The organism is Salinifilum ghardaiensis (assembly GCF_054491345.1).
In genome coordinates, this window is sequence record NZ_CM137101.1 from 1,501,611 (window position 1) to 1,516,324 (window position 14,714).

12 protein-coding genes and 3 pseudogenes are annotated in these 14,714 nt (G+C 71.2%); 9 read left to right on the forward strand and 6 right to left on the reverse strand.

Annotated elements, in window-relative coordinates; all coding sequences use genetic code 11:
• Positions 1–268: 268 nt before the first annotated feature.
• From recA to ACVGV0_RS06785, 6 genes and pseudogenes are all read left to right on the forward strand, one after another.
• Positions 269–898: pseudogene (gene recA / locus ACVGV0_RS06760) on the forward strand (recombinase RecA); the annotation flags it as partial.
• Positions 890–1,744, forward strand: a pseudogene (locus tag ACVGV0_RS06765) (LAGLIDADG endonuclease); the annotation flags it as partial. The pseudogenes recA and ACVGV0_RS06765, both read left to right, overlap by 9 nt.
• Before the next feature lie 177 nt (positions 1,745–1,921).
• Positions 1,922–2,128: pseudogene (locus ACVGV0_RS06770) on the forward strand (hypothetical protein); the annotation flags it as partial.
• A complete protein-coding gene (locus tag ACVGV0_RS06775; RefSeq protein WP_459159945.1) occupies positions 2,117–3,748 on the forward strand; it encodes an LAGLIDADG family homing endonuclease in 1,632 nt (543 codons plus the stop codon). The pseudogene ACVGV0_RS06770 and the gene ACVGV0_RS06775, both read left to right, overlap by 12 nt.
• Positions 3,749–3,919: 171 nt before the next feature.
• Positions 3,920–4,537, forward strand: coding sequence for a regulatory protein RecX (locus tag ACVGV0_RS06780; RefSeq protein ID WP_459159000.1), 618 nt, complete (start codon positions 3,920–3,922; stop codon positions 4,535–4,537).
• Between the two features lie 46 nt (positions 4,538–4,583).
• Positions 4,584–5,276, forward strand: a complete 693-nt coding sequence (locus ACVGV0_RS06785) for an HAD family hydrolase (protein ID WP_459159001.1) — start codon at positions 4,584–4,586, stop codon at positions 5,274–5,276.
• A 318-nt stretch (positions 5,277–5,594) separates the two neighbouring features.
• Here ACVGV0_RS06785 and eda read toward each other — a convergent pair whose 3' ends face one another.
• Positions 5,595–6,215 carry a bifunctional 4-hydroxy-2-oxoglutarate aldolase/2-dehydro-3-deoxy-phosphogluconate aldolase gene (gene eda, locus ACVGV0_RS06790; RefSeq protein WP_459159002.1) on the reverse strand — a complete coding sequence of 207 codons (621 nt, stop codon included), beginning with the start codon at positions 6,213–6,215 and terminating at the stop codon, positions 5,595–5,597.
• A gap of 23 nt (positions 6,216–6,238) precedes the next feature.
• Positions 6,239–8,077 (reverse strand): phosphogluconate dehydratase, encoded by a 1,839-nt coding sequence (gene edd / locus ACVGV0_RS06795; protein WP_459159003.1) that lies wholly within the window; start codon positions 8,075–8,077, stop codon positions 6,239–6,241.
• Between the two features lie 293 nt (positions 8,078–8,370).
• On the opposite strand from edd, the gene ACVGV0_RS06800 reads away from it, so the two are divergent.
• A complete protein-coding gene (locus ACVGV0_RS06800) occupies positions 8,371–9,009 on the forward strand; it encodes a transporter substrate-binding domain-containing protein (RefSeq protein WP_459159004.1) in 639 nt (212 codons plus the stop codon).
• Between the two features lie 15 nt (positions 9,010–9,024).
• On the opposite strand, the gene ACVGV0_RS06805 is transcribed toward ACVGV0_RS06800, so the two are convergent.
• The 4 genes from ACVGV0_RS06805 to ACVGV0_RS06820 all read right to left on the reverse strand — a co-directional run bounded on the left by ACVGV0_RS06805 (position 9,025) and on the right by ACVGV0_RS06820 (position 12,314).
• Positions 9,025–9,888 (reverse strand): amino acid ABC transporter permease, encoded by an 864-nt coding sequence (locus ACVGV0_RS06805; RefSeq protein WP_459159005.1) that lies wholly within the window; start codon positions 9,886–9,888, stop codon positions 9,025–9,027.
• The gene (locus ACVGV0_RS06810; RefSeq protein ID WP_459159006.1) at positions 9,885–10,535 is read right to left on the reverse strand and encodes an amino acid ABC transporter permease; all 651 of its coding nucleotides are present in this window, start codon (positions 10,533–10,535) and stop codon (positions 9,885–9,887) included. The genes ACVGV0_RS06805 and ACVGV0_RS06810 overlap by 4 nt, the downstream gene beginning before the upstream one ends.
• A gap of 67 nt (positions 10,536–10,602) precedes the next feature.
• The gene (locus tag ACVGV0_RS06815; protein WP_459159007.1) at positions 10,603–11,541 is read right to left on the reverse strand and encodes a glutamate ABC transporter substrate-binding protein; all 939 of its coding nucleotides are present in this window, start codon (positions 11,539–11,541) and stop codon (positions 10,603–10,605) included.
• A 17-nt stretch (positions 11,542–11,558) separates the two neighbouring features.
• Positions 11,559–12,314: an amino acid ABC transporter ATP-binding protein gene (locus tag ACVGV0_RS06820; RefSeq protein WP_459159008.1), complete on the reverse strand. Its 756-nt coding sequence runs from the start codon at positions 12,312–12,314 to the stop codon at positions 11,559–11,561.
• A 250-nt stretch (positions 12,315–12,564) separates the two neighbouring features.
• Here ACVGV0_RS06820 and miaB point away from each other — a divergent pair, with 250 nt between their 5' ends.
• Positions 12,565–14,055, forward strand: a complete 1,491-nt coding sequence (miaB, locus tag ACVGV0_RS06825; RefSeq protein ID WP_459159009.1) for a tRNA (N6-isopentenyl adenosine(37)-C2)-methylthiotransferase MiaB — start codon at positions 12,565–12,567, stop codon at positions 14,053–14,055.
• Positions 14,052–14,564, forward strand: coding sequence for an Rv2732c family membrane protein (locus ACVGV0_RS06830; protein WP_459159010.1), 513 nt, complete (start codon positions 14,052–14,054; stop codon positions 14,562–14,564). Before miaB ends, ACVGV0_RS06830 begins: the two co-directional genes overlap by 4 nt.
• The last annotated feature ends 150 nt before the right edge of the window (positions 14,565–14,714 follow it).

The following is a 14,714-nucleotide window of genomic DNA, read 5'->3' on the forward strand; positions in this document are numbered from 1 at the left end:
AGGCTGCGCGCCCGCCCCAGTGCGGGACGTTCAGCGCGGGACGCCGAAGGCGGGCGCGACACTGCTGAGTGTCCGCGCTGACGGGGGTGATCGCCACTGTGGCACGAACAGGTGACAGCGAGGGTGTGTCGGCCAGGTGATCGAACAGAGTTTCGCCTACGATGGGGGTGTGGGACAACCGCGCCGGTAGCGCCCGACGGACTGCGGTGTCGGTCCCTCCGCTTAGCGTGGCGACGAACGGACCTGACGTACCCCGAGGTGGACCCCGATGGCAGCCGACAAGGCGGACAAGAACCAGGACAAGAACAAGGCGCTGGAGCTGGCTCTCGCGCAGATCGACAAGCAGTACGGCAAGGGCTCGGTGATGCGCCTCGGCGAGGGGACGCGGGCTCCCGTCGAGGTCATCCCCACCGGCTCGATCTCGCTGGACGTGGCTCTGGGCACCGGCGGGCTGCCGCGGGGGCGGATCGTGGAGGTCTTCGGCCCGGAGAGCAGCGGGAAGACCTCGGTGGCGCTGCACGCGGTGGCCGGGGCCCAGCAGCAGGGGGGCACCGCGGCCTTCATCGACGCCGAGCACGCGCTCGACCCGGACTACGCCAAGGCCATCGGCGTGGACACCGACTCGCTGCTGGTGGCCCAGCCCGACACCGGCGAGCAGGCGCTGGAGATCGCGGACATGCTGATCCGCTCCGGCGCGCTGGACGCCATCGTCATCGACTCGGTGGCCGCGCTCGTGCCCAAGGCCGAGATCGAGGGCGAGATGGGCGACAGCCACGTGGGCCTGCAGGCGCGGCTGATGAGCCAGGCGCTGCGCAAGCTCACCTCGGCGCTGTACAGCGCCAAGACCACGGCGATCTTCATCAACCAGCTGCGCGAGAAGGTCGGCGTGATGTTCGGGTGCTTCAACTACTCCACCCGCGTCACGCTCGCAGACGGCTCGCAGGAGGAGATCGGCAAGATCGTTGACCAGAAGAGGGACGTCGAGGTCCTGTCCTACGACCCCGAGGCGGACCGGATCGTCCCGCGCAAGGTCGTGAACTGGTTCGACAACGGTCCGGCCGACGAGTTCCTCCAGTTCACCGTCGCGCGCTCCGGTGGCAACGGGCGCTCGCAGTTCGCCGCGACCGAGAACCACCTCATCCGCACTCCGGGCGGGTGGCGACACGCCGGTGAACTCGGCGCCGGTGACCGCGTGCTGACCGCGGAGGAGCACCTGCTCAACGAGCAGCAGTGGCAGGTCGTGCTCGGCGCCCTCATGGGGGATGGGAACCTGTCGCCGAACCGGCGCGACCGGGACGGGGTCCGCTTCCGGATGGGCCACGGGGGCCAGCAGCACGACTACCTCGACTGGAAGTGCGAGCTGCTCGGCAACGTCTCCTGTGCACGCACGAGCAACGAGCAAGGGGCTGCCTTCGCCGACTTCACCCCGCTTCCCGAGCTGCACGAGATCCACGAGGCCGTCTCCTTCGGCGACGGCAAGAAGCACCTCTCGTGGGACTACCTGAAAACGCTCGGACCATTGGCGCTGGCCGTGTGGTACATGGACGACGGCACGTTCCAACTGCGGTCGGACGGGGCGCATGAGCGCGCCCGGGGCGGCAGCGGGCGCAGCCAGATCTGCGTCGAGGCGATGAGCGAGGGCAGCAGGCAACGCCTCGTCGAGTACCTGCGCGACACCTACGCTCTCGACGTCTCCCTGGCCGTGCGGGGCGAGCGCAACATCGCGCGGCTGGAGTTCTCCGCTGCGGGAACGAGGGCGTTCCACGAGCTCATCGCGCCGTACGTGCACCCGTCGATGCAGTACAAGCTCCTGCCGCGGTTCCAGGAGCAGTTCGCCGTCGAGCCGCGCTACTCCGAGCCGCAGCAGCGGTTGGTGCCCTCGCGGATCCTCGATGTGCACGTCAAGCCGGAGACCCGCAGCATGCACCGCTTCGACATCGAGGTGGAGGGCAACCACAACTACTTCGTGGACGGCGTGATGGTGCACAACTCGCCTGAGACCACCACCGGCGGAAAGGCGCTGAAGTTCTACTCCTCGGTGCGGCTGGACGTGCGCCGGATCGAAACGCTCAAGGACGGCTCCGACGCGGTCGGCAACCGCACGCGTGTGAAGGTCGTGAAGAACAAGTGCGTCGCTGAAGGCACGCGGGTGCACGATCCGGTTACCGGTGTGACGCACCGCGTCGAGGACATCGTCGACAACCAGCTGCCCGTGCACGTCGTTGCCACGAACAAGAAGGGCGAGCTGTCGGCGCAGCCGGTCGTGTCCTGGTTCGACCAGGGCGTTCAGGACACTCTGGGACTTCGCCTCCGGGACGGTGGCGAGTTGCGGGTCACGCCCGATCACCCGGTGCTGACCGACCTGGGGTGGCGCTTGGCGCAGGACCTCGAACCCGGTGACCGGGTGGCTCGTCCGCGTCGGTTCGGCCAGTGCGGTTCCTTCGCTCCGATGCCGGCCGAGCACGCCCGGATGCTCGGCTACCTCATCGGCGACGGCTACGTCGGCGGCAAGACCCCGATCGAGTTCACCAATGCCGAGGAGCCCTTGCGGGCGGATGCCGCGCGGATCGCGGAAAGCCTGGGTTGCCGCGCCCGCTTCCGGGAAGGTTCGCTGTCCGCGGCGTTCTCGCACGAACCGGGCGCGAAGAACCGCCTGCTCGAGCTGTGCCGGGAGCACGGGATCTGGGGCACCACGGCACAGGAGAAGACGATCCCGTCGACGTTCTTCGACGAGGACATCGACAGCGACGTGCTCGGAAACCTGGTCTTCGGGATCTTCGAATCCGATGGCCACGTCTCGCAGGAGGCGACCGGTGGTCTGCGGATCGGGTTCACCACCGTGTCCGAGCAGCTCGCGCACCAGCTGCACTGGCTGCTGCTGCGGTGGGAGATCGGCAGCGTCGTCCGCAAGCGTGCAGCCGGACGTAGCGGGGGGACGATCGACGGACGCACCATCGTCGGCAAGAACGACGTCTGGGAAGTCCGCGTCTCCGGGATCGACAACGTCCAGCGGTTCGCCGAGCTCGTCCCGATGTGGGGGCCGCGCGGGAGTGCATTGACGCGGTACCTCGCGGAGTTCTCCGGCCAGTACCGCGCGTCACAGCGCAACTACGTGCCGGACGAGGTGGTCGAGCCGGTGCTGGGGCGTTTGCGCGATCTGGAGGTGAGCCCGCACCGGGCTGCGGAGCTGATCGGTGACAGGGCTGGTGCCCCAAAGCTGGGGATGCGATCGGTTCTCGGCTCACCGCGGATGCGCCGCGACCGTCTGGAGGCTCTGGCCGCGGCGTTGGAGGATCCGTTCCTGCTGGACGTGCTCAGCGACCAGCTCTGGTACTCCAAGGTGGCCGAGGTGCTGCCGCTCGAGTCCCGCCGCACCTTCGACATCGAGGTGGACGAGCTGCACAACTTCGTCGCCGACGATGTCGTGGTGCACAACTGCGCACCTCCCTTCAAACAGGCGGAGTTCGACATCATCTACGGCGTCGGGATCAGCCGCGAGGGCTCGCTCATCGACATGGGCGTCGAGCACGGCATCATCCGCAAGTCCGGGGCCTGGTACACCTACGAGGGCGACCAGCTGGGCCAGGGCAAGGAGAACGCTCGCAAGTACCTGCGGGAGAACCCGGACACCGCCAACGAGATCGAGAAGAAGATCAAGGAGAAGATCGGGCTCGGCGCCAACGCGGGAACCTCCGCCGAGGCCGCCGAGGACGGCGGTGACGACGAGGCCGCTCCGGTGGACTTCTGATCCGTCATGGCAGGTGGTGAGCAGCGCGGCGGCGGAGGAGGAACGCGGCCTCCCCGCCGCCGCGGCACAGCAGAGCGGCAGTGCTCGGAGGAAGCCTCCACCGAGCGCGCAGCAGGGCGCGCCGGGACCGAGGACGCCCCGGTCCCTTCGACGGACGACCCGGTCTCTTCGGTGGACGTCCCGAGCGGTTCGGTGGGCACCTCGGCGGACTCCGCCGCGACTCCGGACGAGGCGGAGCGCGGCGGTGGATCTCGGAGGCGCGGTTCCGGGCGAGGTGCGGAGGCCGCGGAGGATCCGGAGCAGTACGCGCGGGAAGCGGTCTACCGGCTGTTGACCAGCAGGGCCCGCAGTCGTGCGGAGCTGCGCGAGGCGTTGGCGCGCAAGGAGGTCGACGCCGAGGTCATCGACAGCGTGCTGGGCAAGTTCGCCGCCGCCGGGCTGATCGACGACGCGGCCTTCGCCGAGGAGTGGGTGGCCTCCCGCAGGCGCTCGCGCGGGCTGGGGCGTCGCGCTCTGGGGTACGAGCTGCGCAAGAAGGGCATCGACGAGGAGATCATCGCCTCCGTTCTGGCCACTGCGGACAACGAGGACGAGGAGGAGCGGGCGCGGGAACTCGTGCGCCGCAAGCTGGCCGCCTCGCGCGGTGGTGATGCGGCCGCGGTGACCCGGCGGCTGGTGGGCATGCTCGCGCGGCGGGGCTACGCGGAGGGGCTCGCCTTCCGCGTGGTGCGCGAAGAGCTCGAGTCCTCCGGTGCGGACGGGTCGGAGCTGGACGAGGAGATTCCGTGACGACGTCCGCACCGCGATCGACTTCCGGCCGCTAGAGTGGGCGCACGTGACTGCTTTGGCTGACCGAGAAGCCCCGTCCCGTCCGCGTCCGGAGCACATCGTCTGGGACTGGAACGGCACGCTCCTGGCCGACAACCACGCCGTTCTCGCCGCGGTGAACGCGGTGTGCGAGGAGTTCGAACGTGCCCCGATCGATCTGGAGCACTGGCGGGCGATCTTCAGCCGCCCGTTGCAGGCCTGCTACGAGCGGCTGCTCGACCGCTCCCTCGATGCGGCGGACTGGGCGCGGATCGATGCGCTGTACCACGACGCCTACCGCGAGCTGCTGCACACCTGCGGGCTCGCCGACGGGGTGCCGGAGCGGTTGCACGTCTGGGCCGAGGCGGGCGGCAGCCAGTCGCTGCTGTCCATGTGGTTCCACGAGGAGCTCGTTCCGCTGGTGGAGAAGCTCGGCCTGGCCGAGCTGTTCGACCGGGTCGACGGGATCCGCGAGCAGGTCGGCGGCGGTTCCAAGGCGGCCTACCTGCAGCGCCACCTGGAACGTCTCGGTCGGCGGCCGCACGAGGCGGTGCTCATCGGTGACGTCGTCGACGACGCCGAGGCCGCGGCGCAGGTGGGTGCGCACTGCGTGCTGGTGAGCACCGGAGTGATGAGCCGGGCCTCGCTGGTGGAGACCGGCGTGCCGGTGTGCGACTCGGTGGAGGAGGCGGTGGCGCGCATCGCCGCCCCCACCGGCTGAACGCCCGTCCTTCGGGTGCGCGCGATTCCCACCTGGTCAGCAGGCACTTCCGGTCGCGCACCTCTCCGGCCGCAGCGGTGCAGCTGGGCCGCTGGGGTGTGCGCGGTGCCGCTGGGTTCGCGAGCGCGTCGCAGCGCGTCCCGGGCCGCAGCACGCTCCCCGAGCCCGGTACGCCCCGAGCGCCGGTAGATGCGGCTCGCACGGCACCGCGAGCGGGCGGCCGACGCCCTGCCGGACCGATGCGGGTGCCGGGCCGGATGCGGGGTGCGCCTCCCGCAGCCGGCCCGCAGCCGTGCCGCACCGCTGACGCGGACGGTCCTACCGCAGCGCAGCGGCCTGCGCGGCGAGGGATTCCACGGTGGCCCAGTCGCCGGAGAGCAGCGATTCCTTCGGGGTCAGCCAGGTTCCGCCTACGCACCCCACGTTCGGCAGCGCCAGGTAGTCCTGCGCGTTGTCCGGGGTGACCCCGCCGGTGGGGCAGAACCGCAGGTGCGGCAGCGGTCCGGCCAGCGCCTTGAGGTAGGGCACGCCCCCGCTGGGACCGGCGGGGAAGAACTTCATCGCGGTGACCCCGCGTTCGGCCACATGCATCGCTTCGGAGGCGGTGCTCACGCCTGCCAGGTAGGGCAGGCCCGTGCCCGCGACGTCGTCGAGCAGCCGGTCGGTGGCCGCCGGGGTGACGATGTAGCGCGCTCCGGCATCCGCGGCCCGCTTGGCCTGCCCGGGTTCGGTGACCGTTCCGGCGCCGACGACGATGTCCGGGACCTCGCGGGCGATCCGTTCGATCGCGGGCAGCCCGGCCGGGGTGCGCAGGGTGACCTCGATCGTGGTGATGCCGCCGCGCAGGAGCGCGTTGGCCAGCGGCGCGGCGGCCGCGGCGTCGTCGAGGGCGACGACGGGCACGACCGGGCTCAGCTCGAGCAGGTCGGTGCTGTCCATGATCCTCCGTCCTGTGGGGTCGCTCATGCGGGCTGGTCGCTGGTGTGCTGCTGGAACGCGGTGAACACGCTGGCGCCGTGGTCGGCGCGTCCCACGACGTCGCGGAAGGCGGCGAACAGCTCCCTGCCGGTGCCGTGCTGGACGCTGGGTGCGGCCGGGGCGAGTTCGCGCGCGGCGAGCTCCTCGTCGCCGACGAGCACCTCCAGCGTTCCGCGGGTGGCGTCGAAGCGCACCACGTCGCCGTCGCGCAGCTTCGCCAGCGCACCGCCGGCGCTCGCTTCCGGCGTGACGTGCATCGCCGTGGGAATCTTGCCGGACGCGCCGGACATGCGCCCGTCGGTGAGCAGCGCGACCTGCTGCCCGCGGTCCTGCAGCACGCCGAGCGCAGGGGTGAGCCCGTGCAGTTCGGGCATCCCGTTGGCCTTGGGGCCCTGGTTGCGGATCACGACGACGACGTCCTCGGTGAGCTCGTCCTGCTGGAAGGCCGTGGTGAACGACTGCTGGTCGTCGAAGATCCGCGCGGGCGCGGTGACCGTCTGGTGCTCCGGGCTGACAGCGGAGATCTTGGTCACGCCGCGGCCGAGGTTGCCGGTGAGCACGCGCAGCCCGCCGTCGGAGGCGAAAGGCTCGTCGATGTTGCGCAGCACCGCGGTGTCCTGGCTCGTGCGCGGGCCCTCGTGCCAGACGAGCTGCCCGTCCTCGAGGAACGGCTGCCTGCGGTAGTGGTCGAGTCCGCGCCCGGCGACGGTGGGCACGTCGGCGTGCAGCAGGCCGGCGTCGAGCAGCTGGCCGACGAGGGTCTGCACGCCGCCGGCGGCGGCGAAGTGGTTGATGTCGGCCTTGCCGTTGGGGTAGACGTGCGCCAGCGTGGGCACCACCGCGGAGAGGTCGTTGAAGTCGTCCCAGGTCAGTTCGATGCCGGCGGCTTTGGCGATGGCCACGAGGTGCAGCGTGTGGTTGGTCGATCCGCCGGTGGACAGCAGCCCGACGACGCCGTTGACCAGCGACCGCTCGTTGACCACCTCCCCGAGCGGGGTGTCGAGCTCGACGGCGCGCCTGCCGGCGTGCTCGGTGAGCGCCTGGCGCAGCGGGGTGTTCGGCGGCACGAAGCTCGTCCCGGGCAGCTGCAGGCCCATGACCTCCACGACGAGCTGGTTGGAGTTCGCGGTGCCGTAGAAGGTGCAGGTGCCGGGGGAGTGGTAGGAGGCCGCTTCGGCGTCGAGGAGGTCCTCGCGGGTGGCCTTGCCCTCGGCGAACTGCTGGCGGATGCGGCTCTTCTCGCTGTTCGGCATGCCGGACGGCATGGGTCCGGCGGGCACGAGCTGCATCGGCAGGTGGCCGAACGACAGCCCGCCGATGAGCAGGCCGGGCACGATCTTGTCGCACACGCCGAGCAGCAGTGCGCTGTCGAACATCTCGTGGGACAGCGCCACCCCGGTGGCCATGGCGATCACTTCGCGGGAGAACAGCGACAGTTCCATCCCGGTGCGCGCCTGCGTGATGCCGTCGCACATGGCGGGAACGCCACCGGCGAACTGGGCGACACCGCCGGCTTCGCGCACGGCGTCCTTGATCCACGCGGGGAAGTCGGCGAAGGGCTGGTGAGCGGAGAGCATGTCGTTGTAGGCGGACACGATCGCCACGCCCGGTTTCCGCGCGCCGCGGATGCTGAGCCGGTCGGTGCCGCTGCAGGCGGCGAAGCCGTGGGCGAGGTTGCTGCACGGCATGTCGGCGCGGACGGGTTCGGTGGACGCGGCGGCGCGCATCCTGTCGAGGTAGGCACGGCGGCTCGGCTCGCTGCGCTCGGCGATCCGCTGGGTCACTTCCGCGACGACGCGGTGCGGGCTGCCATGCGACGACATAGATCGCCTCCGTTCGTGGTGGATGCGTGGCGACGTCGTTGGCGCCTATGACAGCGAACACACTAGTGGGTGAGGTCCCGTTTTCCCAAACGATCCAGTGGGACAAAGCCGTCATCACGGGTTCCTGGACGCGCGCTCCGGCGCGGCCGGCCGCGCCGGAGCTACCGGCAGCTCCGCGGTGCCCGGGCCTGGGCACCGGGCAGGATCGTGGTGCTCGCGGGGACGGTGTGCCAGGCTTGATCGGGTCGCGTGAGCGATCGGCAACGGCGAGGATCCGGCGAGGCTGGGACGGGATGCGCACTCTGACGGCACGGGCGGCGGTGAGCACCGCCGTCGCGGCGGTGGTGGTTTGCGGGGCGGCGGCGTGCGGCGCGCCCGAGAACGCGGCGCAGGGCCCGCCTCCGGAGCCGTCGGCTCCGTCCGCCTCGGCAGGTCCCGCTGCTCCGGGGACGTCCTCCGCGGCGCCGGACACCGATGTCGGGCTGTCCTCCTCGCCGCGGCTGGCGGAGATCCGGCAGCGGGGCAAGCTGCTGGTGGGGGTCAGCGCCGACGCGCCCGAGTTCGTCACGCGCGAAGGCGCCGGCGAGTACAGCGGGTTCGACGTGGAGATCGCGAAGGTCCTCGCCGAGCGGCTCGGTCTCGATCCGGAGACGCAGGTGGCGTTCCGCCGGCTGCCCGGGAGCATGCTCCGCGACGGCGTCGCCGGCGGGAACGTCGACCTGCTGCTGGGGCCGCCGCAGGGCGGTCTGCCCGCGGCGGGCACCTACGCCGTGGTCGACGGCGGGTCGCGGGTGGTCACCGTGCCGCCCGGGGACCGGCGTTTCCGGGAGGAGCTGCGCGGCTACCTCGACGAGGCGATCGCCGGCGGCGCGTGGCAGCGCGCCTACGACGCGACGCTGGGTGAGCGGGGCGTTCCCGCCGAGCCCCGGTGAGGCCGGCAGCGCCGCTCAGCTGCCCGTCGTCGGTGCGAGTTCGCGTTCGGCGGTGCGGGTGCTCCGGGAGCGGCCCAGGCGCCGTTCGACGTGGACGGCCAGCCGCGTGAGCGCGTAGTTGATCGCGATGAACAGCGCGGCCACGGTGAGGTACATCGGGATGGGGTTGTGCAGGCTCTGGATGATGATCTGCGCCTGCCGCAGCGTCTCCGGGTAGGAGATGATGAACGCCAGCGACGTGTCCTTGACGATGACGACGAGCTGGCTGATCAGGGCCGGCAGCATCGCGCGGAAGGCCTGCGGCAGCAGGATGCTCCGCAGCACCTGGCCGCGCCGCATGCCGAGCGCGGAGGCCGCTTCGCCCTGCCCGCGCGGCACCGCGAGCACCCCGGCGCGGATGATCTCCGCGATGATCACCGAGTTGTACGCGGTCAGTCCGATGACCAGGAACCACAGCGCCGAGAGGTCCAGGCCGAGCTCGGGCAGCACCCGGTAGGCGAAGAAGATCGCGATGACCACGGGCACGCCGCGGAGCAGCTCGACGGTGCCGACGATGATCCAGCGGTACCAGGCGGCGCCGGTGATCCGCGTCAGCGCCAGCGCGGTGCCCACGAGCAGCGAGAGGGCCATGGCCAGGGCGGCCGCGGCGAGCGTGTTGACCAGCGCCAGCCCCATCAGCCGCCACAGCGGCAGGAACGTGCCGTCGGTGGGATCGATGATCGGACCCCACTTGGCCACGGTGAACTGGTCGGCCAGGGCGAGCCGGGCGACGACCCAGGCCAGCACGAGGGCCAGCACGGCGCTGACGGCGATGCTCCACAGCCGGGAGCGCCGCTGCGCGCGGGGGCCGGGGGTTTCGTACAGCACCGAGTCGGTCATCGGGCGAGCGCCACCTTTCGTTCCACGACGCCGAGCAGCAGCCCCGCCGGGATCGTGAGGATGAGATAGCCGAGGACGACGCCGGCCAGCACCGGCAGCGCGGCGTAGCCCTGCGCCGAGGTCAGCGACTCGCCGACGGCGAAGAGGTCACCGCCGACGCCGAAGGCACCGGCGATCGCCGAGTTCTTGATCATCGCGATGAGCACGTTGCCCAGCGGCGGGATGACGGTGCGCACCGCCTGCGGCAGCACCACCAGCGACAGGGCCTGGTCGAAGCGCAGCCCGATTGCCCGCGCCGCTTCCGCCTGCCCCGGCGGTACCGAGTTGATGCCGCTGCGCACCGCTTCGCACACGAACGCCGAGGTGTACAGCGCGAGCCCGGCGGTGCCGAACCAGAAGTACGACCCGTTGACGCCCAGTTCCGGCAGGCCGAAGGCCATGAAGAACAGCACGACCGTCAGCGGGCAGTTGCGCAGGACCGTCACCCACGCGGTGCCCACGGCGCGCAGCGGCGGCAGCGGGGACACGCGGCACGCGGCGGCGGCCACGCCGAGCAGCAGCGCCAGAACGCCCGAGTACAGGCAGATGCGCAGGGTCCGCACCAGGCCGCTGGCGTATTCGGGGAGGTTGTCGACGATCACGTGCATGGGCGCTCCGGAGCGTGCGGCTCGCGCGCAGCCCGGCGGGCCGCCGGCGAGCGGGGTCGGCGGTCGTTCAGGTGCAGGGGTCGGGCTCGGGCAGTCGCGGTGTCTCCGGTGCGACCGCCCCGGCCGTGGCTGCCCAGGCCTGCCGGTAGGTGCCGTCCCGCGCGGCGTCGGCGAGGCTGCGGTTGATGAACTCGCAGAACCGCCGGTCGCCGCGGTGGATGCCGATGCCGTAGGGCTCGGAGGTGAAGGTGTTGCGAACGAGCTCGAACTTCCCGCCGCTCTCGGCGACGAGCCCCATGAGGATGACGTTGTCGGTGGTCACTGCCTGCACCTGACCGGTGCGCAGCGCGTCGGCGCACTTGGAGTAGACGTCGAACAGCACGAGCTGGTCGTCGTCGACGTACTCGCGGATCTCCTCCGAGGGAGTCGAGCCGGTCACCGAGCACACCTTCGCGCCCGTCTCGCGCAGCGATTCCGGTCCGGTGATGCTCGTGTTGCCGGCGCGGACCATGAGGTCCTGGCCCGCCTCGTAGTACGGCCCGGCGAAGCTGATGCGCTCGCGGCGCTCGTCGTTGATCGTGTAGGTCGCCACGACCATGTCGACCTTGCCCTGCTCGATGATCTCCTCGCGGGTCTTGCTCGGTGCTTCGACCCACGTGATGTCGTCCGGGGAGATGCCGAGCCGACCGGCGATGATGCGGGCGATCTCGACGTCGAACCCGATCGCGCCCTCCGCGGTCTGCAGCCCGAACAGCGGCTGGTCGAACTTGACGCCGACGCGGATGCTGCCCTGGTCGTGCAGCCGCGCCATCGTCGTGCCCGGTGCGAAGCCCGGGTCGTGCACCACCTGCACGTCGGGGCGGTTCTCCGTGCCCTGGGCCAGCCGGTTCTCCGGGTTGCCGCAGGCGGTGAGGGCGAGGGCGAGGACGGTCGCGAACGCGGCGGCGCACCGGAAGCGGCGCGCGCTGCCGCTGCCTCGGGGGGTGCGGTTCAGCTGAGTCAGCACGTCGGTCACCGCTCGCTTCAGTGGACGAGGATCTTGTCGAGGAAGTCCCGGGCGCGTGCGCTCGCGGGAGCGGTGAAGAACTCCTCGGGGGTGGAGTCCTCGGCGACCTCGCCGCCGGACATGAACAGCACGCGGTGAGCGGCCCGGCGCGCGAACCCCATCTCGTGGGTGACCACGAGCATCGTCATGCCCTCCTCGGCGAGCCCGGTCATCACGTCGAGCACCTCGGTGACCATCTCCGGGTCGAGCGCGGAGGTCGGTTCGTCGAAGAGCATCACCTTCGGCCGCATCGCCAGGGCGCGGGCGATCGCGGCGCGCTGCTGCTGTCCGCCGGACAGCTGCGCCGGGTGCTTGTCGGCCTGGTCGGCGATGCCGACGCGCTCCAGCAGCTGCACGGCCTCGTCGCGGGCGGTGGCGCGGTCCCGGCCGCGCACCTTGATAGGGCCGAGCGTCACGTTGTCCAGCACGGTCTTGTGCGCGAACAGGTTGAACTGCTGGAAGACCATGCCGACATCGGCCCGCAGGCGGGCGAGTTCGCGCCCCTCGGCCGGCAGCGGGGTGCCGTCGATCGCCACCGTTCCCGCGTCGACCGGTTCGAGCCGGTTGACCACGCGGCACAGCGTGGACTTGCCGGAACCGGAGGGGCCGAGGACGACGGCGACCTGCCCGGCCGGGATGTCCAGGTCGATGCCGCGCAGCACGTGCGCGGAACCGAAGTGCTTGTCCACGCCGGACATGCTGATCATGGGCGTGTCCGGTGCGTTCGTGCTCATCCGCGCTCCCGCGACGTGGTGACCGGTGCTGGTGATCACCGAAATCTAGGCGCGCAGCCGGGGCACGTCCATACCTGCGCGGTGACGAGAAGTTGCGGATCGGTTACGCGTTCCGGTGACGCGTTCGGTGCGGGGTCGCAACCGCGGGCCGTGCGGCGCGGGTCCGCGGGCGTCGCGGCTGCGGGGACGGCGGTCCCGCTGGGCACGGGCCGCGTCGTGTGCCCGTGTCACCAGGGGATACGGTGGGAGCATGCCCGAGCGCACCGTTCCACGATCGTATGAGGTTCGCACGTTCGGATGTCAGATGAACGTGCACGACTCCGAACGCCTCGCCGGCATGCTCGAGGACGCGGGCTACGTCAGAGCCGAGCCGGAGTCGGAGGCCGACATCATCGTGTTCAACACGTGCGCGGTGCGGGAGAACGCCGACAACCGGCTCTACGGCACCCTCGGCCACCTGCGCCCGGCCAAGCAGCGCAACCCCGACATGCAGATCGCCGTCGGCGGGTGCCTGGCGCAGAAGGACCGGGACGCGATCACGCGTCGCGCCCCGTGGGTCGACGTGGTCTTCGGCACGCACAACCTCGACGCGCTGCCCACCCTGCTCGACCGGGCGCGGCACAACGACGAGGCCCAGGTGGAGATCCGCGAAGCGCTCGAGACGTTCCCGTCCACCCTGCCCGCGCGCCGCGAGTCGGCCTACTCCGGTTGGGTGTCGATCTCTGTCGGGTGCAACAACACGTGCACCTTCTGCATCGTTCCCTCGTTGCGCGGCAAGGAGAAGGACCGCCGGCCGGGCGAGATCCTCTCCGAGGTCGACGCGCTGGTCTCCGAGGGCGTGCTCGAGGTGACGCTGCTCGGGCAGAACGTCAACGCCTACGGCGTCGAGTTCGGTGACCGCCGGGCGTTCGGCAAGCTGCTGCGCTCGTGCGGCGAGGTCGACGGCCTGGAACGCGTCCGGTTCACCTCCCCGCACCCGCGGGACTTCACCGACGACGTGATCGCGGCGATGGCTGAGACGGGCAACGTCTGCCCGCAGCTGCACATGCCGCTGCAGTCCGGTTCCGACCGGGTGCTCAAGGCCATGCGCCGCTCCTACCGCTCGGAGCGCTTCCTCAACATCGTGCGCAACGTGCGCGAAGCGATGCCGCACGCGGCCATCACCACCGACATCATCGTCGGCTTCCCCGGGGAGACCGAGGAGGACTTCGAGGCCACGCTGGAGGTCGTGCGGCAGGCGCGGTTCGCCAGCGCCTTCACGTTCCAGTACTCCCCGCGCCCCGGCACGCCCGCGGCGGAGCTGCCCGGCCACCTGCCGAAGGAGGTCGTGCAGGAGCGCTACGACCGGCTGATCGAGCTGCAGAACCGGATCTCCGCCGAGGAGAACGAGAAGCTCGTCGGCGGCACCGTCGAACTGCTCGTGGCCGAGGGGCAGGGCCGCAAGGACAGCGAGACGCACCGGTTGACCGGGCGCGCTCGCGACGGGCGGCTCGTGCACTTCACGCCGACCGGGCACGTCGACGGGCAGGTCCGCCCGGGCGATGTCGTGCACACCACCGTCACACGTGCGGCCCCGCACCACCTGGTCGCGGACACCGATGTGCTGACGCACCGCCGCACCCGCGCCGGGGACCACTGGGAGGAAGGCGTCCGCCCGAAGACCTCGGGGGTCAGCCTGGGCCTGCCCGCGGTCGGTGCGCCGGCCGAGGCGACGAGCAGCCAGCAGGGGTGTGGGTGTTGAGCGAGCACGGATCCGGGGACGAGCCGAACACCTCGCGGGCGGCCGGTCCGGACGATACCGAGCGCCAGGTGACCCGGGAGCTCTCCCGCGCCGAGAAGGAGGTGCTGCGGCGCATCGACCCGGGCAGGCGCGCGGTGACCATCGCTGCGGTCATGCTGGTGCTCGTGCTGTCGTGGGTGCTGCCCTGGGTCGGCAGCGCCACCGGGTGGCAGGTGCTCGTCGGGCGGACCGCGGAGTCGCTGGACGTGGGGCTGCTGCCGCACATGTTCGCGATCAATTCGACGATCGTCGGTCTCGGGCTGAGCGCGCTGACCCTGATCACGCGCCGCTGGGCGCTGTCGTTCCTCACCGGCGCGCTCGGCGCCGTGGTGAGCCTGGAGGGCGTGATCGCGATCTGGTCGCGGCAGACGAATCCGCAGGAGGGGCCGGGGCTGGGCCTCGTGCTCGCCGCGCTGTGCATGATCGTGCTGGCCGTGCAGTGGGTGCGCATCATGTGGAGCCGCGACTGAGCCCGGTGCGTGCGGGCGCCACCGACCGTCGCAACGCTCCTGGTGGGACGGCGGCAGCCGGTGGCGGGCTGCGGGCGCGGGTGCGCTCGCTCGGTGCACGGGCCGCTGCGAACGCGCTCCACCGGCCGCCGGAGCGGGGCGGTGCGCAGG